Consider the following 23,787-nt stretch of genomic DNA (forward strand, 5'->3'; position numbering starts at 1 on the left):
ACTTATTCGAGGTAGGTAATTAATTACCTATTGGCGGCTGGCCATGGCCTCGACGATGTCCGAATCCTGCAAAAGAAAAACGAAATCCTCCATCCACCCAGCCGGTCGCGTTTCTAGACTACGGTGCCGGCTCGCGGCAAATTGGCTTGGCCGATGGAGGGGCTTTTTCGTTGACAGGTCCATTTTATTTGTACAATCGTACAAATAAGCGCGGCCAGGATCGGTGGCTCGGGTTACTCCGTCGTAACCGCGTTCATCGCTCCCGCTGTCGCAACCGGAACGCTCGGATTGCGCCGAATGGTCGCCAAACGTCCGATTGACAATGAGGGCGCGGAAGACGCCATGTGGCGCGCGACATCACTCGCGCGTGCGCTAAGATGAGGCCAAGGATCGGCAAGGATCGGGCACTCGGTCCGGCGCGCAAGAGATCAGGAATTAAGGGGAGGGATAGTCTGATGTTCGAACGCAAACAGTTTTCTTGGGCTGCGATGGCGGCCATCGCTGGCCTCGCGGCCGTCGCGCCTGTAAAGGCCGAGGACACCGTCAAGGTCGGCCTCATCCTGCCGATGACCGGCGGCCAGGCCTCGACCGGCAAGCAGATCGAGAACGCGATCAAGCTCTACATGCAGCAGAAGGGCGACACCGTCGCCGGCAAGAAGATCGAGATCATCCTCAAGGACGATGCTGCGATTCCCGACAAGACCAAGACCGCTGCGCAGGAGTTGATCGTCAACGACAAGGTCAGCTTCATCGCCGGCTTCGGCGTGACGCCGGCTGCGCTTGCCGCCGCGCCGCTCGCGACGCAGGCCAAGATCCCGGAAGTCGTGATGGCGGCCGGCACCTCCATCATCACCGAGCGCTCGCCCTATATCGTGCGCACCAGCTTCACGCTGGCGCAGTCGTCGACCATCATCGGCGACTGGGCGGTCAAGAACGGCATCAAGAAGGTCGCGACGCTGACCTCTGACTATGCGCCGGGCAATGACGCGCTCAACTTCTTCAAGGAGCACTTCACCGCCGGCGGCGGCGAGGTGGTCGAGGAGGTCAAGACGCCGCTCGCCAACCCCGATTTCGCGCCGTTCCTCCAGCGCATGAAGGACGCCAAGCCCGATGCGATCTTCGTGTTCGTTCCGGCCGGCCAGGGCGGCAACTTCATGAAGCAATATGCCGAGCGCGGCCTCGACAAGGCCGGCATCAAGGTGATCGGGCCGGGCGACGTCACCGACGACGATCTGCTCAACAACATGGGCGACGCCGTGCTCGGCACGGTCACTGCGCATCTCTATTCCGCGGCGCATCCCTCGCAGATGAACAAGGATTTCGTCGCGGCCTACAAGAAGGCCTACGGCAACCGTCCGGGCTTCATGGCGGTGAGCGGCTATGACGGCATCCACCTGATCTACGAGGCGCTGAAGAAGACGGGTGGTGACACCGACGGCACCAAGCTGGTCGAAGCCATGAAGGGCCAGAAGTGGGAAAGCCCGCGCGGCCCGATCTCGATTGATCCCGAGACCCGCGACATCGTGCAGAACATCTACATCCGCAAGGTCGAAAAGGTCGACGGCGAGCTCTACAACGTCGAGTTCGCGACCTTCGAGGCCGTCAAGGATCTCGGCAAGACCAAGAAGTGACGCGCGAAAGCGCGTCATCCCGGGGCGCGCATTAGCGTGAACCCGGGATCTCGAAGTGATTGAAGCGAGATTCCGGGTTCAGCGCTACGCGCTGGCCCGGAATAACGAGTGTCTACCAGGAACGATCCACTTTCGATGACCTCGATCCTCACCAATTTGTTCGATGGCGTTGCCTACGGCATGCTGCTGTTCGTGCTGGCCTGCGGGCTCGCGGTCACGCTCGGCCTGATGAACTTCGTCAACCTTGCCCACGGCGCCTTCGCCATGGCCGGCGGCTATGTCTGCATGGTGCTGGTCAACCGGATGGGCTGGCCGTTCTTCGCCGCGCTGCCGCTCGCCTTTGTCTCTTCGGCGGCGATCGGTATCGTGCTCGAGCGCACGCTCTACCGGCACCTCTACACGCGCAGCCATCTCGACCAGGTGCTGTTCACCATCGGCCTGACGTTCATGTCGGTGGCGGCGGTGGACTACATCCAGGGCTCCTCGCGGGTCTTCATCAATTTGCCGGCCGCGCTCCAGGGCCAGTTCGACGTGTTCGGCGTCGGCATCGGCCGCTACCGGCTGATGATCATCGTGATCTGCGGCCTGCTCACCATCGGTCTCCAGATGGTGCTGGCCAAGACCCGCTTCGGCAGCCGCCTGCGCGCCGCGGTCGACGATCCCCGAGCCGCGAGCGGCCTCGGCATCAACGTGCCGCAGGTGTTCGCCTTCACCTTCGCATTTGGCTGCGGGCTTGCCGGTCTCGGCGGCGCGCTGAGCGCCGAGGTCCTCGGCCTCGATCCGTACTTCCCGCTGAAATTCATGATCTACTTCCTGATCGTGGTCACCGTCGGCGGCTCCTCCTCGATCACCGGACCATTCCTGGCCTCGCTGCTGCTCGGCATCGGCGACGTCGCCGGAAAATACTACGTGCCGAAGATGGGCCCCTTCGTGATCTACACCATGATGATCGTGATTCTGATCTGGCGCCCGAACGGCCTGTTCGGCCGCACGGCCGCGCGTTGAGTTCGCCGATGAACGCTTCGTCCGACGTCGGTTATCACGCCCAGCGCCAGGCGCGCTGGCACTACGGCGAAGTCGCCTTCTGGCTTGTCGTGCTGGCCTGCGGCTTCGCATTTCCCACCCGCTATCTGATCATGACCGACATCCTGCGGCTGGCGCTGTTTGCGATGTCGCTCGATCTGATCCTCGGCTATGCCGGCATCGTCTCGCTCGGCCATGCCGCCTTTTTCGGCGTCGGTGCCTATGCTGCGGGGCTGCTCGCGCTTCACGGCATCATCAACGAGCCCGTGCTCGCGCTGGTCGCCGCAGGCCTTGCCGCCATGGTGCTCGGCTTCGCCACCAGCTTCCTGGTGATCCGCGGCGTCGACCTGACCCGCCTGATGGTGACGCTCGGCATCGCGCTGCTGCTGGAGGCACTCGCGGAGCGCTTCTCCAGGATCACCGGAGGCACCGACGGGCTGCAAGGTATCGAGATGCAGCCGATCTTCGGCGAGCTTCCGTTCGACATGTTCGGCAAGACCGGCTTCTTCTATTCGCTGGCCGTGCTGTTCCTGCTGTTCCTGTTCGCCCGCCGCGTCGTGCACTCGCCATTCGGCCTGTCGCTGCGCGCGATCAAGAACAATCCGCTGCGTGCCGCCGCCATCGGCATTCCCGTCAACCGCCGCCTGATCGCGATCTACACGCTCGCGGCGTTCTATGCCGGCGTCGCGGGGGCGCTGTTCACCCAGACCACCGCGATCGCCTCGCTCGACGTGTTCGCCTTCGAGCGCTCGGCCGACCTGATGCTGGTGCTCGTCATCGGCGGCACCGGCTATCTCTATGGCGGGCTGATCGGCGCGGTGATCTTCCGCATGCTGCAGGAATTGTTCTCCACGATCACCCCGCAATACTGGCAGTTCTGGATCGGCCTCGTGCTGGTCGTGATCGTGCTGGTCGGCCGTCAGCGCCTGCATCGCTGGGTGCTGTATGTGCCTGGCCTGATCGTCAGGCAGTTTGCCGGGCGCAAGGCCGACGTCGCCGTGCCGGAGAGCGATGCATGACCATCGCGCTCGAAACCCGGAATCTCGAAAAGCAGTTCGGCGGCCTCCGCGTCACCCGCGATCTCTCCTTGAAGATCGAGCAGGGCGCCCGCCACGCGCTGATCGGCCCGAACGGCGCCGGCAAGACCACAGTCATCAATCAGCTCACCGGCGTGCTCAAGCCGAATTCCGGCCGTATCCTGCTCGAAGGTCAGGACATCACCGATCTTGCCGTGCACAAGCGCGTTCTGCGCGGCCTGTCGCGTACCTTCCAGATCAACCAGCTCTATCCCGACCTCACCCCGCTGGAAACCATCGGCCTTGCCGTCTCCGAGCGCCTCGGCCATGGCGGCGACTGGTGGCGTCGGATGGGCACGCGGAGCGACGTCAATGGCGAGATCGCCGACCTTCTGGCGCGCTTCCACCTGCTCGACGTCATGAACGAGGAGACCGTGACGCTGCCTTACGGCAAGCAGCGCCTGCTCGAGATCGCGGTCGCGATCGCGGCCAAGCCGCGCGTGCTGCTGCTTGACGAGCCCGCCGCCGGCGTGCCCGAGAGCGAGCGCCACGACATTCTCGCCGTCGTAGGCAGCCTGCCGCGCGACGTCACGGTGCTGCTGATCGAGCACGACATGGACCTCGTATTCTCGTTCGCCGACCGCATCTCGGTGCTGGTCTCGGGTGGGCTGCTCACGGAAGGTCCGCCAGACCAGGTCGCGCGCGATCCGCAGGTCAAGGCCGTCTACCTCGGCGAGGAGGCGGTCAATGTCTGACCTGCTCGTGCTCGACTCGCTTCGTGCCGGCTACGGCGAGGCGGTGGTGCTGCCCAACATGTCCCTGCGCCTCGCCGAGGGGCAGGTGCTGGCGCTGCTGGGGCGCAACGGCACCGGCAAGACCACGCTGATCAACTCCATCGTCGGCGTCACCCGTCGCTTCTCCGGTACCGTCGCGCTCGCCGGCAGCGACGTCACCACTTTGCGACCCGACCAGCGCGCCCGCGCCGGTATCGGCTGGGTGCCGCAGGAGCGCAATATCTTCCGCTCGCTCACGGTGGAAGAGAACATGACCGCGGTCGCGCAGCCCGGTCCCTGGACGGTCGAGAAGGTCTACGAGATGTTCCCGCGGCTGAAGGAGCGGCGGAGCAATTTTGGCAACCAGCTGTCCGGCGGCGAGCAGCAGATGCTGGCGATCGGCCGCGCGCTGACCCTCAACCCGAAGGTCCTGCTGCTGGACGAGCCGACCGAGGGGCTGGCCCCCATCATCGTCGAGGAGCTTCTGAAGGCGATCGGCGCGATAACCCGGGCGGGGGGCATCTGCTCCATCATCGTCGAGCAGAATGCCCAAAAGATTCTGGGGCTCGCCGACCGCGTTGTGATATTGGAGCGCGGAACGATCGTCCACGACGCCCCAAGCGCCGCGCTGAAGGCCGACCCGTCGGTCCTGGAGCGTCACCTCGGTGTTGCAGGGGCGGCGGCCCACTAGAATTTCGGGAGAAACAAGAAATGCAGCGAACCAGAGCCCCCTTCCGCGCCGACGAAGTCGGCAGCCTCCTGCGCCCCGCCAAGATCAAGGAAGCTCGCAGCCGTCTTGAAAAGGGAGAGATCTCTGCCGACGATTTGCGCAAGATCGAGGACACGGAGATCGAGAAGGTCGTGCACAAGCAGGCCTCGGTCGGCCTGAAGCTTGCCACCGACGGCGAATTCCGCCGTTCCTGGTGGCATTTCGACTTCCTGGCCAAGCTCACCGGTTGCGAGCTGTTCCACCCCGATTCCGGCATCCAGTTCGCGGGCGTGCAGACCCGTCATGACGCGGTGCGTGTGATCGGCAAGCTCGACTTCCCCGACGACCATCCGATGCTCGATCACTTCCGCTTCCTGAAGAAGTGCGCCGACCAGGCCCACGTCACCGCCAAGATGACGATCCCCTCGCCAGCGGTGTTGCACTTCCGCGGCGGCCGCAAGGCGATCTCAAAGGACGTCTATCCCGATCTCGACGCCTTCTACGAAGATCTCGGCAAGACCTATCGCAGGGCAGTGAAGGCGTTCTACGACGCCGGTTGCCGCTATCTCCAGTTCGACGATACCGTGTGGGCCTATCTCTGCTCGCCGGACGAATTGCAGAAGGCGCGCGAGCGCGGTGACAATCCGGACGGCCTCCAGCAGATCTATGCGCGCGTCATCAACTACGCGCTGGCCGAGAAACCCGCCGACATGGTGGTGACGACACACGTCTGCCGCGGCAATTTCCGCTCGACCTGGATTTCTTCAGGCGGCTACGAGCCCGTGGCCGAGACCATGCTCGCCGGCACCAATTACGACGGCTATTTCCTCGAATACGACAGCGACCGCGCCGGCGGCTTCGAGCCGCTGCGCTTCCTGCCCAAGGGCAACAAGGTCGTCGTGGTCGGCGTCATCACCTCGAAGTTCGGCGAGCTCGAGAAGAAGGACGACATCAAGCGCCGCCTCGAGGAAGCCGCCAAGTTCGCGCCGCTGGAGCAGCTCGCGCTGTCGCCACAATGCGGTTTTGCTTCGACCGAAGAGGGCAACGTCCTCTCCGAGGAAGAGCAGTGGGCCAAGCTCAGCCTCGCGGTCGAGATCGCGAAGGAAGTGTGGGGCAACTAGCCGCGCGTATCGGGGATCACCCTCGCACCCGCGCGCGAGTTGTTGAGAATTGCGGCGCCGCAAGCCGCCGCGATTCTTGCTCCTAAAGTCCTGGTTCCGAGAGGGGGCTGCGTTTGCACTCAATCGAACGTTGAGCTAAAAGCCCGGAATTGGCAGCCATCGGCGCGCTTGGGGCGGGCTGGCGAGGCGCCGTGGGGCGTTCGATGATCGATGTTCGTAACAGGCTGGTTGGCGTCTCCGACCGCCGCCTGTGTATCCTGGTCTCGCTCGTGCTGGCGCTGATCTGGACCAACAACATCTTCCACTTTCGGATATCGAGCGCCTACGGGGTTTTCGATCCAACCTCCGAAGGGCTGGTGGTCGGAAGACTTGGACGTGCGGCCGCCGAAGGAATACTCTCTCAAGGCGGATCCCTCGGCAGCAATGCGAAGCTGGAAGGCAATCCAGATCCAGGAAAGTACTGGGAGCAGCTCAAGTATTTCGAGCATCCCGAACTGATCGCGCCCGACGGCGCCGTGTTCGGAGCCTATCTTAGCCAGTTCGGCCTGCAGTCTCTCTTCTTCGCCGTGGTCGACAAGCTGAATCCGTTTCCCAGACAGTACAGTATCGGACTGTATCATTTCCTTGCTGCGCTGATGTGTGCGGCCGTCCTGATGTGGATAGGCTTCATGTTCATCGAGCGGTTCGGGCGTCCGGCATTCGTCGGCTTTGTTGTTCCCCTTGCATTCGAGCCGTTGTTGTCGGCTCTCGCGCCCAATCTCTATTGGGCGGCTCCGCTGTGGTTTCTTCCGATGGCGCTCAGCATGCGCCTCATCAATGCGCAGAACCGGACGCAAAGGCGTTGGCTTTTCGTAGCAATCTGGCTCGCAGTCACGGCAAAGGCGTTGTGCGGATACGAGTTCATCACCACGGTCATCGTGGCCGCAATGGTTGGCTGCCTGCTGAACACGAAGGAGGAGTCTCTCTACAGCAACGTCGTCGACATGATGTGGACCTGTGCGGTGGGACTTGCAGGTTTCGTGATGGCGGTCATCCTTCACGGCTACAGATTTGGGTTTGCAAACATCCTCGCAAGAGCGGTCGAGCGCACGTCAGGCGGCGGCGAAACGCTTGATGAGGAGCTGCTGGTCGGCCGATTTGCGTCGGTATCGTCGGTACTGCGCGCGTACTTCATGGGAAACGAATACACGTTGATCAAGAATTTCGGCGTTGTATTCGCTGTCCTGGCCGTGATTGCATTGCTGGTCTTCTTCGAGAAGAAATATAGCTGGTTCTTCGGCGAAAATCGCCGAGAGCTGAGGTCGCTCTCCGTTGCCTATTTCGTGTCTTTTGCCGCTCCGATGTCGTGGCTCATCCTCGCCAAGGCGCACTCGTTCGCGCACAAGCCGATCGACTTCATTCTCTGGTATATCCCGACCGTGCCGATCGGCGGTGCTCTTGTTGCTCTCGCCATCAAGGAGGTCAGAGCGAACCGGAAGGAGTGGACGGCATCACCCTTCCGCGCGATCGTGACCATTTCGATACCGGCTGCGTTTCTTCTGGCGGTTGCGCTAGTCGCGGTCCTGGATCGATCGATCAATGAAAAGGGCGCATGGATTGTGCAAGCTCATACCGGGGGCAAGCGGATCTTTACCGATCCCGCGACCGGCGTGGACTTTCGGTTCAACGAGAACTGGTTTACCGTCGAATACGTATGCGACCGGACTTTACCCTCCGACGTTTTCTTCATCCACGCGTTCAACGGCGATGCGGTAACCAACCATGATTTCGTCTTGGGAGACCGGATTGTTTTTTCACCGAGAGGTGGGAAGTGCTACTATGCTCAGACGAAGTCGTCGCAGCCGATCACGCGCATCGAGTCAGGATTAGTATCGGGCGGAAAGATCATCTGGCGGCATGAAGACGCGTTTTGAACGTGTCGCCGGATATGACAAGGGCGATGGTTCGCTGGGATCAGCTGGGATGGTGAACGCGGCGGAGATCACGGCCGACGCCATTGTGATCGGAGGCGGCTTCTACGGCTGCGAGACAGCGCTTGAGCTGAAGCGTCTTGGCCTTGAGCGTGTCGTTATTGCTGAACGCGAACCCGACATCCTGCGGCGCGCATCGTTCGTCAACCAGGCGCGTGTGCACAACGGCTACCACTATCCTCGTGCGCCCGCGACTGCGCTGCGGTCGCGCAGGAATTTCGAGAGATTCGTTGCGGATTATGCGGGCGAGGTCATGCATGACCTCGAAAAATATTACGCGATAGCCCGTGGCTCCCGGGTCAGCGCTGACCAATTCGAGGCCTTTTGCCAACGGATCGGTGCGCCGATCCAGTTGGCCTCCCACGATGTCGTGCAATTGTTTTCTCCAGGCTCGATCGAACGTGTCTTCAGGGTGCGTGAACTGGCTTTCGACGCCGGAAAGCTTGCTGCTCGCCTTCGGAACGAGCTGAACGCCGCGCGCATTGATCTCAGGCTTGGCACGGCAGCACGGATCCGCACGTTCGACGATCGCGGTGTCGACGTCCTGGTCGGCGACACCACGGAGCGTGCGCGCTTTGTTTTCAATTGCACCTATTCGGAACTCCCTTTCGTCGGAATCGAGGTCAAGTCCGCGATCAAGCGGGAGCTCACCGAGATGGCGTTGATTGCGCCGCCGCCGCAGCTTCGGGGACGCGGCTTCACGGTGATGGATGGACCGTTCTTTTCGGTCATGCCGTTCCCGCCGACAGGGCTGCACGCCCTCTCGCACGTTCGCTACACTCCGCATGAGGCCGCGCAGGGCTCGGCTCGGCTGCGCCCTGTCAAGAGCAACGCGGTCGCCATGATTCGGGATGCCAGCCGCTACATGCCCTGCCTGGCCCACGCGGAGGTCAGGGAAACGATGTTCGAGATCAAGGCCGTGCTGATGCAGACCGAGGACAGCGACGCAAGGCCGATTCTGGTCGAGCGCAATGACGATGAGGGGCGGATATTCTCGATTTTGGGCGCGAAGATCGATAATATCTATGAACTCCGCGACTTCCTCCGTGGACGGACCTGGAACTGAGGCGTCTGGAACTGGGATGATTGCAATACTCTCGTCGGTGACCGTCGTTATCGTGGTGCGCCATGTGACGTTCGAGCAGAGGCTTTTCGATCGACTGATCGAGACGCTGCACGATCGCTTTCACGACGTCGAAACGGTCATTGTGGCCAACGGCGTGTCGGCCGACGAGTCCGTTCGCATCAAGACCGCGGCTGAGACGATCCCGGACTGCACCGTTCTTTTCCTGAGCGAGGAGGTCCATGATGACGTCGCCCGCCTGCTCGGCATCGACCACTCGATTTCCGACTACGTTCTGTTTGCGACGCCTCTGCAATCACAGATCGATGCCTTGCCAGCCATGATTGTTCCACTGCATCAGGGCAATGATGTCGTGATCGGGGAAAGCGAGGGCGGCGTGATGAGCGCGCGGGGGACCATCTCGGCAACCCTGTTCGATGCCTTCCGTGGTCTGTACAGGCTGCTGGCGGGCGTGCCCTACGAGGCGCAGTCGCCGACCTTTCGGATATTCTCGCGGGCAGCCGCGCTCTATATCGCCAACCGCCGCGATGGCGAGGTGTTGGTGAGGGCACGTTCGCTCGCCCAGGGATTTCCGTCCGTCATCGTGCCGGTCGAAGATTCCACGCGCGTGCCGGTCCCTAGTGTGTCGCCGCGGATCGCGGTGGCGAAAGCGCTTCGCTTGATCCTCACGGGCAGCGCGACGCCACTGCGTCTGACCGCCTATCTCGGCTTCGGTGGCGGAATCGTCGCCGTGCTTTACGGCACCTACGCCATCATGGTCTTCTTCTTCCAGAAGAACGTCGAGCCGGGATGGACGACGCTGTCACTGCTCCTTTCGGCGATGATGTTTGTGTTCAGTGCGCAATTCCTCTTTTTGTCCGAATATCTCGTGCAGATCCTGTCGGCCGTTCCATCGAGCAGCCGCCGTCAATTGGTGGCACGCGAGTTTCGTGGTCCTCTGACCAGCCGGGCAGGTCGTCTGAACGTGGTCGACAGCGCGGGTGAATTCCAACTCGGCGCGGCGGGGCTAGCCGGTTACGTGGAGAAGCGATCATGAGTGCTTCTGCCCTCATCGGCTACACGGGTTTCGTTGGCGGCACGCTCCTTAGGGCGCGCCCGTTCGACACGCTGATCAACTCGCGCAACAGCGACGAATTTCGGAATAGAGAGTTCGATTTTGTGGTTCATGCCGGCGTGCCTGCGGTCAAGTGGCTCGCCAACAAGGAGCCAGCCGCAGACCGCGCGGCTGTCGAATCCATTCGCGATACGCTTGCCACCGTGCGGATCAAGGAGCTCGTGCTCATCTCGACCATCGATGTCTATCCTGATCCGACCGCGACCGACGACGAACTGGCCGCAATCGATCCAGCGCGCAACCACGCCTATGGCAGGCACCGTTTCGAGCTGGAGCAATGGGTGCGGAGCCATTTTGACAACGTCCGCATCATCAGGCTTCCGGCTTTGTTCGGTGAGGGATTGAAGAAGAACGTTCTTTTCGATCTCCTGAACGAGAACCAGGTCGATCGCATCAATCCGGCGAGTCGCTTCCAATGGTACCCCCTGCGCCGGCTGAGCGCCGATATAGAAGCTGTCCGCGCACACGATGTCCGGCTCATCAATCTTTTTCCCGAGCCGATTCGCACCTCCGATATCCTGCACGCATTCTTTCCGGATGCCGCGGTCGGTCCCGCAATCGAGCCCGCGCCGGCCTATTCGCTGCGCACGAGACATGCGGAACTCTTTGGCGGGCCTGCCGGCTACCAGCTACACGGAACGACGGTGATGGCAGAGCTGGCGTCCTTCATTGCACAGGAGAGGTCGCGACGTGCCGGCGAAGCCTGAGCTTTCGGTTTCCAATATCGCGGTTCCGCCGGGCGAACTCGACGCCGCGATTGCGTTGCTGAACGAGCTTGACATCGGAGCGATCGAGATTGCTCCCTACAACGTCTTTGGCCGCTGGGATGTCTCGCCTGCCGACGTTGTGGCGCTCCATGGAAGGCTGGCCAATCGCGGTATTCACTGCGCGGCGATGCAAGGGATCGTCTACAACGCGGGCCCTGTGCACCTTTTTTCCTCGGCGGACGCTCGCGAAGCACTCTATGAGCATCTCGTCGGGGTAGCCCGTATGGCGGGCGCCCTCGGCGCGAAGGCCTGCGTGTTCGGGGCGCCCAAGCTGCGTGATCCCGGCGATTTGGCGCCGGAACGGGCGACCGAGATCGCAGTGGAGTTCTTCAGGCGGATCGGCCCAGTGTTCGCGTCTGAAGGATCGACGTTGACGATCGAACCGAACGCCCGTCATTACGCATGCCGCTTCGTCACGACCACCGCCGAGGCAATGGAGCTGTTGGACCGTATCGAGATGCCCGGCGTCGGCCTGCAGATCGACACGGGCACCCTTTTTCTCGAGCAGGAGCCGCCAGAAATTCTGCTAAAAGCGGCGCGCTATGCGCCTCATGCCCATGTCAGCGAGCCGGACCTCGCCCCGTTGGGAACGTCTGGGGTCGATCATGCCGCTCTGGCTGATGCCTTGCGCCGCAGCGGATATCGAGGCTCGCTCTCGATTGAAATGCGGGCCGTCAGCGATTGGCCGGCTGCAATTCATCGCGCGGTCACACTGATCAGAAAGATCTATTTGAAATGACCACGATTCCGCCCGCGCGGCAGGTTCCTACGAGCAACGTCCACGTGTTGCATGAACGACGGCACAAATACGCGCTCGTCATTCCCGTGCTCAATGAAGGCGAGCGGATCCGTCGGCAACTGTCGCGGATTGCCGAAGTTCAACCGTCCGTCGATATCGTCATCGCTGACGGCGGTTCGACTGACGGCTCGCTCGCGCTCGAATTTCTCAATGCGGTCGGATGCCGTGCCCTCTTGGTCAAGACCGGGCCCGGTCGGCTGAGTGCGCAGCTTCGAATGGCCTATGCCTGGCTCTTGGATGAAGGCTATCAGGGTGTCATTACGGTAGACGGCAACGGCAAGGATGGCGTGGAGGCAGTCGATGCTTTCGTCGCCAAGCTCGACGCCGGCTTCGATTACATCCAGGGCTCGCGTTATGCACCGGGCGGGCGCGCCATCAATACGCCGATGGACCGCAAGATCGCGGGGCGGCTGATCCACGCGCCGCTTCTCAGTCTTGCTGGGAGGCATTGGCTGTCCGACACCACCAACGGCTTCCGCGCCTATTCGGCGCGCTATTTGCTGGATCCGCGGGTGGCTCCGTTCCGGGATGTATTCGAACGGTACGCGCTGTTGTTCTATCTGAGTGTCCGGGCTGGTCAACTCGGCTACCGCGTGGTCGAGATTCCCGTCACCCGGGCCTATCCCGAAAATGAGAAGACGCCGACCAAGATCTCTGGATTTCGCGGCCGCATTGACATGATGAAAGAGCTGCTCGCTGTGGTCTTTGGACGATTTGATCCGGGCTGATCGTCGGCAGTCGCACTCTTGATCGCACTGCGGATGACCGCGCGCGCGCCCCATCACCTCGCCGCCAGATAGACCTCGCCCAGCAGCGACGAGTTCGACCACGGCACCTGCTTGCTCTTCGTGCTTGAGACCACCTCCGCCCGCACCCGCGTGAGCATCTGCTGCACTTCAAGTCCCGGCGTGCCGAGATGGCGGGAGAGGGCTGCGGAGAACGGCGAGTTGGCGCCTTCACCGTCGAGCGCGACCTGGCCCGGCGCGGTGGCGAAGGCGATCAGCGTGCCCGCACCCAGCGTCGCACCGGCGCCCAGGCTCGTCGGCGCTGCGAGGCCCGAGGCGCCCTCGATGGCGCGATTGCCGCCGGCGCTTGCTACCTGCTGCGCCATCGGATTGTTGCGGCAGGCATCGAAGATCAAGATGTTGGTACGGACCTGGTCGTCGAGGCCGGCCATGATCGTATCCATGTCGATCATCGCTTCCGTCATGCTGCTGCCGGCCTTCAGCTCGACATCGACCGGAATGAGATAGTTGCGGCCGTCGACTTGCACGCCATGACCCGCATAGTAGACGATCGCGACCTGCGCCCGTGCCGCCTCGCGCAGGAAGTCGCGCGTCACCTTCTGCATGGACGCGCGGTCGAGATCGATGCCCTCCGAGACCGTGACGCCGATATCGCGCAGGCTCCTGGCGACGGCGCGCGCGTCGTTGGCCGGATTGGGCAGCGCATTCACGTGTGCGTAAGCGCCGTTGCCGATCACCAGCGCCATGCGCTTGCCAAGCGTCCCCGGGGCAGGTGAGGGGGATGGCGCCATGCCGGTCTGCTGTTGAGCCGGCTGCGTCGTTGGTGACGGCGCATCACGCGGGATCGGGGCGAGCGCGTCAGTCACCAGCGACAGCCGCACCTTTGCGGTGGCCTGGTTGGCCTTGCTGCCGGCATCGGACGCCACGATCGCCAGCGTCGCCTTGTAGTCGTCGCGCGCATGCGCGTAGTCGCCCTTGGCCTCATAGGCCAGCGCGCGGTGGATGTAGCCGGAAATCAGCACGCTGTTCGGCGGCGTCATGATGTTGACGGGGGACTTTTCCTTCGCAAGCCTGATCGCCTCGCTGCCATCGGCGATCGCGCGATCGAGATCGCCGCGTACGCGCCAGATCGCGGTGCGGTTGATCAGCGGCTGCGGCAGCGTTGGGTCGAGCCGGATCGCCTGGTTGATGTCGGCCAGAGCCCCGTCGAGCTCGCCGAGCGCCTCCTTCGCGATGCCGCGGTTCTGGAACGAGAACGCCGATTTCGGCTCCAGCTTGATCGCGGCATCGTAGTCGGCGATCGCTCTGGTGAAGTCGCCCTTGCCGCGCCAGGCGTTGCCGCGGTTGTGGAAGATGGTGCCGCTCGGAGCTCCGAGCTTCAATGCATCGTCGAAATCCGCGATCGCGATCTCGTACTCGCCCTTGTCGTAATAGGCCGATCCCCTGAGGTTGTACGCCGCCTGGCTCGGCCGGAGCCGGATCGCCTCAGTGGCGTCAGCGATGACTTTCGAATAGTCGCCTTTCTTGTTCCAGCCCACAGCACGCCAAAAATGGATCGTCGCGAGTTGTTCGCCTTTGAAGACCTTCAGCGCGACGATCTTGTCGCAGGCGTCGATCATCTGGTCCGCCGGTGTGGTGTCGGTGGTGCAGAGCGGGCCGAGCTGGCTGCGCGCCTGCGCGAGAGCGGACGCCGGCCACGTGGTGGCGGCGAGCAGGCAGAGCACGATGAGCTGGCGCATGGTGGTGGTCCCACAGGAGAGAAGCGCTTGTTTGTTGGCTAACGGGGCGTTGCGGTTCACGGCCACGTCATAGTGGGTGGATTAAATCCGATGGGGTATTCCCTCAGTGGGCAGATTTTGTTAGGAAGTGGGTCCCAACGCTTCTGCCCACTGCATTCCCACTGATGAAGAACGACGAAATCCTCAGCCAGATCACCGAGTTCTGCCGCAAGGCAGACATGGCGGAGTCGACGTTTGGCCGGCGGGCGGTGAACGACGGGAAGCTGGTGCATCGGCTGCGCGAGGGAAAGCGCATCACCATCGACACGCTGGACCGGATCCAGGCCTATGTGGCCGCATCGATGACCGGCGGCTTGCCGCCGCCGCGGGGCCTTCAGGTGCCGCCGGAAAAGCGCGATCCGCGCAGCAATTTCCGCTTCTTCGAGAACCGGCAGAAATACCTGTTGTTCGTTCACACCTGCAGCGAGAAGCGGGTGGTTGCGGAACGCGTGGCGCTCGAACTCGCCAGCATCCATCCCCGGCCGCCGGCGTTACGTGTGTTCGACGCCGGCGTTGGCGACGGCTCGGTGCTCGCGCGCGTGCTGCGCTCGATGCATCAGCGCTTTCCTCACATGCCGTTCTACGTCGCCGGCAAGGAGCTCAGCCTGGAAGACGTCCGGCTGACGCTGGACAAGGTCCCGGACCGGCTGTTCGAGCATCCGGCGTCGGTGTTCGTCTTCACCAACATGCACTACGCGGAGGCGCCCTGGCTGACGCCGAGCTCACCCGCGGCCGCGGCTGCCACTGTGTGGCACGATGTGCCGCTCAGGGGAAACTCATCGGGCGACTTCGAGACGCAGATTGCGGAGCTGAAGCCGTTTCTGGAGCAGAACTGGCGCGCCGCCATCAGCCCGCGTACGGGCATGCCGCTGTATGAGCGGCCGGTCGTGCTGGTGCTCTACCGCGAGGACCAGAGGTTCCTGCTGGATTCGACCATTCCGCGGCCGGGTCAGGCCGAGGCCAATTTCGACCTCGTCATCGCATCCCAGCCCTATCGCGCGTTGTCCTCGGTCAATTTCAGGGCAAAGCGGATCATTGCACCTCTGGCGCGGGCGTTGCGGCCGGGGGGCCGGCTCATCGGAATTCACTCCCATGGGCAGGATCCGGGCATGGAAATGATCCAGGCAATCTGGCCCGGAGAAAATCCTTTCGCCGTGAGCCGCCATGAGCTATTGCGCGCCGTAAAATACGAACTCGGATCGTTGGGACGGGACCTGAATTTTAATGTTTACGCGGACAACCGCTCGATCTTCAGGTATGATATGGAAGCTCTGCCCAACGAGGTCACTGGAACGATCGGAACCTCGACGGCCTTTGCAGCGTGGAATGCGGCAGTCTATGTCGCCCAGATTGAGGACGACCGGTTGGCAGATATGACTCAAAACGGCCGCGCTCTGGATGCTGCCAGGGACGTGCTGCGAAAGTACAACGGGCTCTGGTTTCTCGACGAATCCTACGTCATCTCGCGACGGCGTGATTGACACAATCCAAGGCTAAACATCGCAAACGCCCGCCGGCTTAGCGGCGGAACAAGGGGTTACTGATGCGCGCGTCCTATCTCTTCACCAGCGAGTCCGTGTCCGAGGGGCATCCCGACAAGGTTTGTGACCGGATCTCCGATGAAATCGTCGATCTGTTCTATCGCGAAGGGCCGAAAGCCGGCATCGATCCCTGGGATATTCGCGCCGCCTGCGAGACGCTTGCGACCACCAACAAGGTGGTGATCGCGGGGGAGACCCGCGGCCCGAAATCCGTCACCAACGAGCAGATCGAAGGCGTCGTGCGCGCCGCGATCAAGGACATCGGCTACGAGCAGGAAGGCTTCCACTGGAAGACCGCTGACATCGAGATCCTGTTGCATCCGCAGTCGGCCGACATCGCGCAGGGCGTCGATGCGCTTCAGCCGGGCGAGGTCAAGGAAGAGGGCGCGGGCGACCAGGGCATCATGTTCGGTTACGCCACCAACGAGACGCCTGACCTGATGCCGGCGCCGATCTTCTATGCCCACAAGATCCTGCGCCTCATCTCGGAAGCGCGCCACTCCGGCCGCGAGAAGGTGCTGGGTCCGGACTCCAAGAGCCAGGTCACCGTGCAGTACGAGAACGGCAAGCCGGTCGGCGTGCGCGAGATCGTGGTGTCGCACCAGCATCTGGTCGAGGACATCTCGTCCAAGCAGATCCGCGACATCGTCGAGCCCTATGTGCGCGAGGCGCTGCCGAAGGACTGGATCACGCCGAAGACGATCTGGCACATCAATCCGACCGGCAAGTTCTACATCGGCGGCCCCGACGGAGACACCGGCCTGACCGGCCGCAAGATCATCGTCGACACCTATGGTGGTGCTGCGCCGCATGGCGGCGGCGCGTTCTCCGGCAAGGATCCGACCAAGGTCGACCGTTCGGCGGCGTACGCCGCGCGCTACGTCGCCAAGAACATCGTCGCGGCCGGTCTTGCCGACCGCTGCACGCTCCAGCTCGCTTACGCCATCGGCGTGGCGCGTCCGCTGTCGATCTACATCGACACCCACGGCACCGGTAAGGTGTCGGAGGACCAGCTCGAGAAGGCGGCGGCGCAGGCGATGGATCTGACGCCCCGCGGCATCCGCAGCCATCTCGACCTCAACCGCCCGATCTACGCGCGCACCTCCGCCTATGGTCATTTCGGCCGCACCCCCGACAACGAGGGCGGCTTTTCCTGGGAGAAGACCGATTTGGTCGAGCCGCTCAAGCGCGCGCTCTAGTTTGTTCGTGTCGTTCCGGGGCGCTCGCGTGAGCGAGCGGGCCCGGAACCCTTACCCATCATGTCGAGATTCCGGGTTCACCTGTTCGAGGTGGCCCGGAATGACCAATTCAACAACAGGATCTCCGCTATGAGTGCGAAGCCCGGCTTCACCGACTACATCGTCAAGGACATTTCGCTCGCCGATTTCGGCCGCAAGGAGCTCTCGCTCGCCGAGACCGAGATGCCCGGCCTGATGGCCACCCGCGAGGAGTACGGCCCGAAGCAGCCGCTGAAGGGCGCGCGCATCGCCGGCTCGCTGCACATGACCATCCAGACTGGCGTGCTGATCGAGACGCTGGCAGCACTCGGCGCCGACATCCGCTGGGTCTCCTGCAACATCTATTCGACGCAGGACCACGCCGCGGCTGCGATCGCTGCCGCCGGCATTCCGGTGTTCGCGGTCAAGGGTGAGACGCTGACCGAGTACTGGGACTACACCGCCAAGCTGTTCGACTGGCACGGCGGCGGTCATCCGAACATGATCCTCGACGACGGCGGCGATGCCACCATGTACGTCCATCTCGGTCTGCGCGCCGAGAACGGCGATGCTGCCTTCCTGGACAAGCCGGGTTCGGAAGAAGAGGAAGTCTTCTTCGCGCTTCTGAAGAAGCAGCTCAAGGAAAAGCCGAAGGGCTACTTCGCCGAGATCGCCAAGAGCATCAAGGGCGTTTCCGAAGAGACCACCACGGGCGTGCATCGTCTCTATGACATGCAGAAGGCCGGCACGCTGCTGTGGCCCGCCATCAACGTCAACGACAGCGTCACCAAGTCGAAGTTCGACAACCTCTATGGCTGCCGTGAATCGCTGGTCGACGGTATCCGCCGCGGCACCGACGTGATGATGTCGGGCAAGGTCGCGATGGTCGCCGGCTTCGGCGACGTCGGCAAGGGTTCGGCCGCCTCGCTGCGCCAGGCCGGCTGCCGCGTCATGGTCTCCGAAATCGATCCGATCTGCGCGCTGCAGGCGGCGATGGAAGGCTACGAAGTGGTGACGATGGAAGACGCCGCCCCGCGCGCCGACATCTTCGTGACCGCGACCGGCAACAAGGACATCATCACCATCGAGCACATGCGCGCGATGAAGGATCGCGCCATCGTCTGCAACATCGGCCATTTCGACAACGAGATCCAGATCGCGGGTCTGCGTAACCTGAAGTGGACCAACATCAAGCCGCAGGTCGACGAGATCGAATTCCCCGACAAGCACCGCATCATCATGCTGTCTGAGGGGCGCCTCGTGAACCTCGGCAACGCGATGGGGCATCCGTCGTTCGTGATGTCGGCCTCCTTCACCAACCAGACGCTGGCGCAGATCGAGCTTTTCGCCAATAACAAGGACGGCAAGTACAAGAAGGAAGTCTACGTGCTGCCGAAGTCGCTGGACGAGAAGGTGGCCCGGCTGCATCTCGCCAAGATCGGCGTCAAGCTCACCGAGCTGCGCAAGGACCAGGCCGACTACATCGGCGTGAAGCAGGAAGGCCCGTTCAAGTCGGACCACTACCGCTACTGAGCCATTGGTTCGATCGAAGATCGACGCGAAGCCCCGGAGTGATCCGGGGCTTCGTTGTTTCGGCGCATGGAATTCCGCTCGCTTTGTAGTTGCTGCACGGCTGATTGCCAATTGACGGCCAGCGGCGGCGGGCTGACAATCCTCGGTGGCGGAGGAAATCATGCAACAAGAACATTTCGGCGTGCTGATCGTCGGTGCCGGCCTGTCCGGCATCGGCGCGGGCTACCATTTGCAGACCAAGTGCCCGGGCAAGAGCTACGTCATCCTCGAGGGCCGCGACTGTATCGGCGGCACCTGGGACCTGTTTCGCTACCCCGGCATCCGCTCCGACAGCGACATGTTCACGCTCGGCTATTCCTTCAAGCCGTGGACCGATCCGAAGGCGATCGCCGACGGGCCGCAGATCCTGAACTATGTGCGCGAGACAGCCAGCGAGAACGGCATCGACAAGCACATCCGCTACCGTCACCGCGTCAAGCGCGCGGCGTGGTCGACGCCGGACGCACGCTGGACCGTCGAGGCCGAGCGCATCACAGGCGAGGGCGCGACCGAGCTCGTGCGCTTGACCTGCAATTTCCTGTTCATGTGCTCGGGCTATTACAAATACGAGGCGGGCTATACGCCGGAGTTCAAGGGCGCGGCCGATTTCGCCGGCCGGATCGTGCATCCGCAGAAATGGACCGACGACATCGACTATGCGGGCAAGCGCGTCGTCGTGATCGGCTCGGGTGCGACCGCGGTGACGCTGGTGCCCGAGCTCGCCAAGAAGGCGGCGCAGGTCACCATGCTGCAGCGCTCGCCGACCTACGTGGTGTCGCGTCCGGCGCTGGATCCCGTCGCCAACAAGCTTCGCCGCAACCTGCCGGCGCGGCTTGCCTATCATCTGATCCGCTGGCGCAACGTGATGTGGGGGATGTTCTTCTTCCAGCTCAGCCGGCGCCGGCCTGCGAAGGTCAAGGAGCTGGTGCTCAAGGGCGTGCAGATGGCGCTCGGCCCCGACTACGACGTCGCAACCCATTTCACGCCGCGCTACAATCCCTGGGACCAGCGGCTCTGCCTCGTGCCGGATGGCGACTTGTTCAAGGCGATCCGCGAGCAGCGCGCTTCCGTCGTCACCAACGAGATCGAGACCTTCACCCGTGACGGCATCCGCCTGAAGGATGGTAGCGAGCTTGCGGCCGATATCATTGTCACAGCGACAGGGCTGGTGCTCCAGGTCGTCGGCGGACTCGAGGTGAGCGTCGATGGCCGCGCCGTCGATTTCGCCAACACGCTGACCTACAAGGGCATGATGTATGCCGACGTGCCGAACATGGCGTCGGCTTTCGGCTACACCAACGCGTCGTGGACACTGAAATGCGATCTCACCTGCGAATATGTCTGCCGGCTCATCAACTACATGGACCGGCACAATTTCCGGCAGGCCATGCCGCACAATGACGACCCCGAGATCACCGCACAGCCGTCGCTCGATTTCACCTCGGGCTATGTGCAGCGCTCGGTCGCCAAGATGCCGAAGCAGGGCTCGAAGCAGCCATGGCGGCTGTACCAGAACTACGCGCTCGACATCGTCTCCCTGCGCTTCGGCCGGATCGACGACGGCGTGATGCAGTATTCCTGACCACGCCGCCGCCGTCCGACGTGTTTCCACGTTCAGCTCAGTGGCCGGCGCTCTGGCCGCCGTCGACATGCAGAATCTCGCCGGTGACGAAGGAAGCACCCTCGAGATAGAGCACGGCATCTGGATGCGATGAATGTGTTCGTCCTCGCGGTGGACGAGGGAAGCTTGACGGCTACGGGGCGCAAGCTTGGCCGCTCAGAGGCTGCGGTGAGCCGCGCCATCGCTTTCCTTGAAGAGCGGGTCGGTGCCGCGCTATCTGAAGCAGCACCCACGCATCTGATCTGCCCGCAGGGCAGGCTGTCGGTGCCCAAGTCGCGTGGCTTCGCCGACTTTGCCGCGCCGAGGTTGAAGAAGCAATTTGCGCAGCTCAGGAAGAGCATCGCTGCGCGCTGAGCCGCCGCCGCCGCCGGCAATGCGTTGTTTTGCGTATACGGCCGCCGGGCTGAATCAGCGATGGTTCCAAGACGGTTAACGCCGATTTAACGGATGAGTCCTAGCCTGTCTCGGCCGGGGTTACTCGCAAGGCCGAGGTGAGCCCAATGGAAGCCCAGAAGATCGCGGTCGACGCCGTCGTCGCGTTGACCGATTGCGACCGCGACGCCGTCATCGCGTTCATCCGCCGGCTGTATCTGGCCGGCGTCACGGATCCCAAGCGCCTCACCTTCAAGGGTCTTCAGGCGCTGTCTCGGTCGTGAGGCGCACGCAACCGGACTTACTGCGTCGTGACCGTCGGATCGTTGATCCGGATCGAGGTGACGCGGTCCTCGCGCACCTCGAATGAGAAAGGCCAGGGACTGTAGGTCCAGAGCTCGGTCTTCTCGAGCCCGCTTGGGCCGACATGGAAGGGGCTTCCGAGCTGTGCCAGAAGTTTTTCCGTGCTGTCGCCGAGATTGATCTGGTTGAAGCTGTAGCCGGCGACCGGTGCCGGCCCGCTGATCTGAAGCGCGGTTACGCGGTTCGCCTTCACGGTTGCGGCGAGATAGGGAAATTGATCGGCCTTGCCGAGGAAGTACACATAGTTCGTCGCGTTGTTCGCCGGCGGCAGCTTGCGGTGCGGCTCGCCGAGCACGGCCTTGAGTGACGTCTCCGAGATACCGATGCCGAGCGCGCCCATCCGCTGGCAGGCAAAGCTGAGCACGTCGGGGTCTGGCGGGGTGACGCGCTTGCCGGTTTCGACCTTGCAGGCGAATCCCTGACCAGCCCGTAACCACTGGCCGCGGAGCTCCGGATCCGGCGCCTTGCCCTGCGGCGGAGCTCCTTGACTATTCGCAGATGCGAACATTCCAAGCAGAGACAGCGCGAGCGCTGAGCCCGCCAACGACCGCCACATCCCCAAGACGTACCTCGACTTTCCAACCCTTGGAACCAGAATATCATGCCGGAAACCGGCTGCAACGCCGGGATTGACGTGGCGCGCCCTGCGATCTGTAATTGTGGATGATGCGGCCCGCGACCGGCTCAATCACAACCTGCGGAACAGCCTCTGGATGTACCGCCGATATCTTGCCGCTCGGGCCGGCTCGGAGTAGATCACGTCCCCAGCTGGATCACTTGGGATTGGGGAAATGTTGAAACAGCTTTTCGCGCCGCAACTCGTGATTTTGTATGTGCTTGCGGCCTCGACGATCTACGTTCACTTCCGCGGCAAGCAGCGGCTGCGCTTTGCGCGCCAGCTCGGCGATCACTCGACCTATCTCGCCCCCTACAATGTGCTGATGTATGCCGGCTCGGCCGTCCCGAACGAGCCGGTGATCCCGGTCGAGCAGTTTCCCGAACTCAAGCCGCTCAGCGAGAACTGGGAGACCATCCGCGACGAGGCCGTGCGCCTGTTCGACGAAGGTTTCATCCGCGCCGCCGCCAAGAACAACGACTGGGGTTTCTATTCGTTCTTCAAGAGCGGCTGGAAGAGGTTTTACCTGAAATGGTATGACGACTTCCTGCCGTCCGCGAACACGCTGTGCCCGAAGACGGTGGAGCTGCTGAAGTCGATCCCGAGCGTGCACGGTGCGATGTTCGCGATGCTGCCGCCGGGCGGCAAGCTGGGCGCGCACCGCGATCCCTTCGCAGGTTCGCTGCGCTACCACCTCGGCCTCGTCACGCCGAACTCGAACAAGTGCCGCATCCTCGTCGACGGCGTCGAGTGCGTCTGGCGCGACGGCGAGGCCTTCATGTTCGACGAGACTTTCATCCACAGCGCCGAGAATGCGACCGACGTCAACCGCATCATTCTGTTCTGCGACGTCGAGCGCCCGATGAAATACGGCTTCATGACCGCGATCAACCGCTGGGTCAGCCATCACATCGTCAAGGCATCGGCAACCCAGAACGTCGATGGCGAGCATGTCGGCGTGCTCAACAAGGTGTTCGGCAAGCTCTACGAGATCCACCTCGGCAGCCGCAAGGTCAAGGAGTGGAATCGCAACGTCTACTACACGCTGAAATACTCGCTGACCGCGCTGATCCTCGGCCTCATCGTACTGTCGGCGTTGAGGTGAAGCAGGTGAATTGCAAGGCCCCGGACGCATCCGAGGCCCTGATTCAGTGCGTAGGGTGGAATAGCGAAGCGTAGTCCACCATCTATTGCAGCAAGGATCGATAATGGCGGATTACGCTACGCTAATCCGCCCTACGATTTCAGCCTACTCCGGCTGGCCGATGCTCACCTTCAGCGTGCCGACGCCGTCGACACCGCATTCGAGCTTGTCGCCGGGCTGGAGCTGCGACACGCCGGCCGGCGTGCCCGTCATGATGATGTCGCCGGCAGCGAGCTTCACCTGCTGCGAGAGCTGCCAGATCGTCTCCGGCACGTTCCAGATCATCTGCTCGAGGTCGCCCGTCTGGGCTTCCTTGCCGTTGACCGTGAGCCAGATCCTGCCCTTGGAGGGATGGCCGATCTTCGAGGCCGGCTGCAGCGCGGAAGCGGGTGCGGAGCCATCGAACGATTTGCCGATCTCCCAGGGGCGCTCCTTCTTGCGCGAGGCGATCTGGAGGTCGCGGCGAGTGAGGTCTATGCCGACGGCATAGCCATAGACATGGTCCAGCGCCTTGTCGGCCGGGATGTTGAGCCCGCCGCTCTTCAGCGCGACGATCAGCTCGACCTCGTGATGCAGATCCTTGGTCAGCGGCGGGTAGGGAATGGTGGCGCCGTCGGGCACCAGCATGTCGGCGTGTTTGGCGAAGAAGAACGGCGGCGCACGCTCGTCATTGCCCATCTCGCGGATGTGCTCGAGATAGTTGCGGCCGACGCACCAGATGCGGCGCACCGGAAAGCGGCCGCTCTCGCCGACGACGGGGAGCGAAGCCTGGGGCGGAAGCGGGATGACGTAGGACGCGGCGTTCATGGA

21 protein-coding genes and 2 pseudogenes are annotated in these 23,787 nt (G+C 62.8%); 19 read left to right on the forward strand and 4 right to left on the reverse strand.

The window, feature by feature from the left end; translation table 11 throughout:
• Positions 1 to 455 precede the first annotated feature (455 nt).
• The 12 genes from F8237_RS26530 to F8237_RS26585 all read left to right on the forward strand — a co-directional run bounded on the left by F8237_RS26530 (position 456) and on the right by F8237_RS26585 (position 12,735).
• A complete protein-coding gene (locus tag F8237_RS26530) occupies positions 456 to 1,631 on the forward strand; it encodes an ABC transporter substrate-binding protein (protein WP_151649188.1) in 1,176 nt (391 codons plus the stop codon).
• Between the two features lie 135 nt (positions 1,632 to 1,766).
• Entirely contained in the window at positions 1,767 to 2,636 is an 870-nt protein-coding gene (locus F8237_RS26535) for a branched-chain amino acid ABC transporter permease (RefSeq protein WP_151649189.1), read from the forward strand.
• An 8-nt stretch (positions 2,637 to 2,644) separates the two neighbouring features.
• Complete coding sequence (locus tag F8237_RS26540; RefSeq protein WP_151649190.1) at positions 2,645 to 3,673, forward strand: branched-chain amino acid ABC transporter permease; 1,029 nt, start codon at positions 2,645 to 2,647, stop codon at positions 3,671 to 3,673.
• Positions 3,670 to 4,425 carry an ABC transporter ATP-binding protein gene (locus F8237_RS26545; RefSeq protein WP_151649191.1) on the forward strand — a complete coding sequence of 252 codons (756 nt, stop codon included), beginning with the start codon at positions 3,670 to 3,672 and terminating at the stop codon, positions 4,423 to 4,425. Before F8237_RS26540 ends, F8237_RS26545 begins: the two co-directional genes overlap by 4 nt.
• Positions 4,418 to 5,134 (forward strand): ABC transporter ATP-binding protein, encoded by a 717-nt coding sequence (locus F8237_RS26550; RefSeq protein WP_151649192.1) that lies wholly within the window; start codon positions 4,418 to 4,420, stop codon positions 5,132 to 5,134. Before F8237_RS26545 ends, F8237_RS26550 begins: the two co-directional genes overlap by 8 nt.
• Positions 5,135 to 5,154: 20 nt before the next feature.
• Positions 5,155 to 6,273, forward strand: a complete 1,119-nt coding sequence (locus F8237_RS26555; protein WP_151649193.1) for a cobalamin-independent methionine synthase II family protein — start codon at positions 5,155 to 5,157, stop codon at positions 6,271 to 6,273.
• Between the two features lie 149 nt (positions 6,274 to 6,422).
• A complete protein-coding gene (locus tag F8237_RS26560) occupies positions 6,423 to 8,186 on the forward strand; it encodes a hypothetical protein (protein ID WP_151649194.1) in 1,764 nt (587 codons plus the stop codon).
• Positions 8,170 to 9,309 (forward strand): NAD(P)/FAD-dependent oxidoreductase, encoded by a 1,140-nt coding sequence (locus tag F8237_RS26565; protein ID WP_201280155.1) that lies wholly within the window; start codon positions 8,170 to 8,172, stop codon positions 9,307 to 9,309. Before F8237_RS26560 ends, F8237_RS26565 begins: the two co-directional genes overlap by 17 nt.
• Before the next feature lie 16 nt (positions 9,310 to 9,325).
• Positions 9,326 to 10,363 carry a glycosyltransferase family protein gene (locus tag F8237_RS26570; RefSeq protein ID WP_151649195.1) on the forward strand — a complete coding sequence of 346 codons (1,038 nt, stop codon included), beginning with the start codon at positions 9,326 to 9,328 and terminating at the stop codon, positions 10,361 to 10,363.
• Positions 10,360 to 11,148 carry an NAD-dependent epimerase/dehydratase family protein gene (locus F8237_RS26575; protein ID WP_151649196.1) on the forward strand — a complete coding sequence of 263 codons (789 nt, stop codon included), beginning with the start codon at positions 10,360 to 10,362 and terminating at the stop codon, positions 11,146 to 11,148. The genes F8237_RS26570 and F8237_RS26575 overlap by 4 nt, the downstream gene beginning before the upstream one ends.
• Positions 11,132 to 11,947 (forward strand): sugar phosphate isomerase/epimerase family protein, encoded by an 816-nt coding sequence (locus F8237_RS26580; protein WP_162006224.1) that lies wholly within the window; start codon positions 11,132 to 11,134, stop codon positions 11,945 to 11,947. Before F8237_RS26575 ends, F8237_RS26580 begins: the two co-directional genes overlap by 17 nt.
• A complete protein-coding gene (locus F8237_RS26585) occupies positions 11,944 to 12,735 on the forward strand; it encodes a glycosyltransferase family 2 protein (protein WP_151649198.1) in 792 nt (263 codons plus the stop codon). Before F8237_RS26580 ends, F8237_RS26585 begins: the two co-directional genes overlap by 4 nt.
• Before the next feature lie 53 nt (positions 12,736 to 12,788).
• Here the strand turns inward: F8237_RS26585 and F8237_RS26590 are convergent, their stop codons facing one another.
• Positions 12,789 to 14,492 (reverse strand): caspase family protein, encoded by a 1,704-nt coding sequence (locus F8237_RS26590; RefSeq protein WP_151649199.1) that lies wholly within the window; start codon positions 14,490 to 14,492, stop codon positions 12,789 to 12,791.
• Between the two features lie 164 nt (positions 14,493 to 14,656).
• On the opposite strand from F8237_RS26590, the gene F8237_RS26595 reads away from it, so the two are divergent.
• The 4 genes from F8237_RS26595 to F8237_RS26610 all read left to right on the forward strand — a co-directional run bounded on the left by F8237_RS26595 (position 14,657) and on the right by F8237_RS26610 (position 20,443).
• Positions 14,657 to 16,012: a hypothetical protein gene (locus tag F8237_RS26595; RefSeq protein ID WP_162006225.1), complete on the forward strand. Its 1,356-nt coding sequence runs from the start codon at positions 14,657 to 14,659 to the stop codon at positions 16,010 to 16,012.
• Positions 16,013 to 16,074: 62 nt separating this feature from the next.
• Positions 16,075 to 17,271 (forward strand): methionine adenosyltransferase, encoded by a 1,197-nt coding sequence (gene metK / locus F8237_RS26600; protein ID WP_015684841.1) that lies wholly within the window; start codon positions 16,075 to 16,077, stop codon positions 17,269 to 17,271.
• A 129-nt stretch (positions 17,272 to 17,400) separates the two neighbouring features.
• Positions 17,401 to 18,822, forward strand: a complete 1,422-nt coding sequence (ahcY, locus tag F8237_RS26605) for an adenosylhomocysteinase (protein WP_151649201.1) — start codon at positions 17,401 to 17,403, stop codon at positions 18,820 to 18,822.
• Positions 18,823 to 18,982: 160 nt separating this feature from the next.
• Entirely contained in the window at positions 18,983 to 20,443 is a 1,461-nt protein-coding gene (locus F8237_RS26610; protein ID WP_151649202.1) for a flavin-containing monooxygenase, read from the forward strand.
• A gap of 37 nt (positions 20,444 to 20,480) precedes the next feature.
• On the opposite strand, the pseudogene F8237_RS26615 reads toward F8237_RS26610, so the two are convergent.
• Positions 20,481 to 20,561 (reverse strand): annotated as a pseudogene (locus F8237_RS26615) (3-oxoacyl-ACP reductase); the annotation flags it as partial.
• A gap of 11 nt (positions 20,562 to 20,572) precedes the next feature.
• On the opposite strand from F8237_RS26615, the pseudogene F8237_RS26620 reads away from it, so the two are divergent.
• A pseudogene (locus F8237_RS26620) lies at positions 20,573 to 20,698 on the forward strand (helix-turn-helix domain-containing protein); the annotation flags it as partial.
• 284 nt (positions 20,699 to 20,982) lie between these two features.
• Positions 20,983 to 21,138, forward strand: a complete 156-nt coding sequence (locus F8237_RS36480) for a hypothetical protein (protein ID WP_167527491.1) — start codon at positions 20,983 to 20,985, stop codon at positions 21,136 to 21,138.
• A 17-nt stretch (positions 21,139 to 21,155) separates the two neighbouring features.
• Here the strand turns inward: F8237_RS36480 and F8237_RS26630 are convergent, their stop codons facing one another.
• Positions 21,156 to 21,761, reverse strand: coding sequence for a hypothetical protein (locus tag F8237_RS26630; protein ID WP_244625980.1), 606 nt, complete (start codon positions 21,759 to 21,761; stop codon positions 21,156 to 21,158).
• A gap of 247 nt (positions 21,762 to 22,008) precedes the next feature.
• Here F8237_RS26630 and F8237_RS26635 point away from each other — a divergent pair, with 247 nt between their 5' ends.
• The gene (locus F8237_RS26635) at positions 22,009 to 22,938 is read left to right on the forward strand and encodes an aspartyl/asparaginyl beta-hydroxylase domain-containing protein (RefSeq protein ID WP_151649203.1); all 930 of its coding nucleotides are present in this window, start codon (positions 22,009 to 22,011) and stop codon (positions 22,936 to 22,938) included.
• A gap of 144 nt (positions 22,939 to 23,082) precedes the next feature.
• On the opposite strand, the gene F8237_RS26640 is transcribed toward F8237_RS26635, so the two are convergent.
• Positions 23,083 to 23,784, reverse strand: coding sequence for a fumarylacetoacetate hydrolase family protein (locus F8237_RS26640; RefSeq protein ID WP_143840864.1), 702 nt, complete (start codon positions 23,782 to 23,784; stop codon positions 23,083 to 23,085).
• Positions 23,785 to 23,787: the final 3 nt, after the last annotated feature.

The sequence above is a fragment of the Bradyrhizobium betae genome, assembly GCF_008932115.1.
Lineage (GTDB): Bacteria > Pseudomonadota > Alphaproteobacteria > Rhizobiales > Xanthobacteraceae > Bradyrhizobium > Bradyrhizobium betae.

Coding starts and splice junctions, on each gene's coding strand:
- F8237_RS26530 (WP_151649188.1), top strand. CDS start 456: ATGTTCGAACGCAAACAGTTTTCTTGGGCTGCGATGGCGGCCATCGCT.
- F8237_RS26535 (WP_151649189.1), top strand. CDS start 1,767: ATGACCTCGATCCTCACCAATTTGTTCGATGGCGTTGCCTACGGCATG.
- F8237_RS26540 (WP_151649190.1), top strand. CDS start 2,645: ATGAACGCTTCGTCCGACGTCGGTTATCACGCCCAGCGCCAGGCGCGC.
- F8237_RS26545 (WP_151649191.1), top strand. CDS start 3,670: ATGACCATCGCGCTCGAAACCCGGAATCTCGAAAAGCAGTTCGGCGGC.
- F8237_RS26550 (WP_151649192.1), top strand. CDS start 4,418: ATGTCTGACCTGCTCGTGCTCGACTCGCTTCGTGCCGGCTACGGCGAG.
- F8237_RS26555 (WP_151649193.1), top strand. CDS start 5,155: ATGCAGCGAACCAGAGCCCCCTTCCGCGCCGACGAAGTCGGCAGCCTC.
- F8237_RS26565 (WP_201280155.1), top strand. CDS start 8,170: ATGAAGACGCGTTTTGAACGTGTCGCCGGATATGACAAGGGCGATGGT.
- F8237_RS26570 (WP_151649195.1), top strand. CDS start 9,326: ATGATTGCAATACTCTCGTCGGTGACCGTCGTTATCGTGGTGCGCCAT.
- F8237_RS26575 (WP_151649196.1), top strand. CDS start 10,360: ATGAGTGCTTCTGCCCTCATCGGCTACACGGGTTTCGTTGGCGGCACG.
- F8237_RS26585 (WP_151649198.1), top strand. CDS start 11,944: ATGACCACGATTCCGCCCGCGCGGCAGGTTCCTACGAGCAACGTCCAC.
- F8237_RS26590 (WP_151649199.1), bottom strand. CDS start 14,492: ATGCGCCAGCTCATCGTGCTCTGCCTGCTCGCCGCCACCACGTGGCCG.
- F8237_RS26595 (WP_162006225.1), top strand. CDS start 14,657: ATGAAGAACGACGAAATCCTCAGCCAGATCACCGAGTTCTGCCGCAAG.
- metK (WP_015684841.1), top strand. CDS start 16,075: ATGCGCGCGTCCTATCTCTTCACCAGCGAGTCCGTGTCCGAGGGGCAT.
- ahcY (WP_151649201.1), top strand. CDS start 17,401: ATGAGTGCGAAGCCCGGCTTCACCGACTACATCGTCAAGGACATTTCG.
- F8237_RS26610 (WP_151649202.1), top strand. CDS start 18,983: ATGCAACAAGAACATTTCGGCGTGCTGATCGTCGGTGCCGGCCTGTCC.
- F8237_RS36480 (WP_167527491.1), top strand. CDS start 20,983: ATGGAAGCCCAGAAGATCGCGGTCGACGCCGTCGTCGCGTTGACCGAT.
- F8237_RS26635 (WP_151649203.1), top strand. CDS start 22,009: ATGTTGAAACAGCTTTTCGCGCCGCAACTCGTGATTTTGTATGTGCTT.
- F8237_RS26640 (WP_143840864.1), bottom strand. CDS start 23,784: ATGAACGCCGCGTCCTACGTCATCCCGCTTCCGCCCCAGGCTTCGCTC.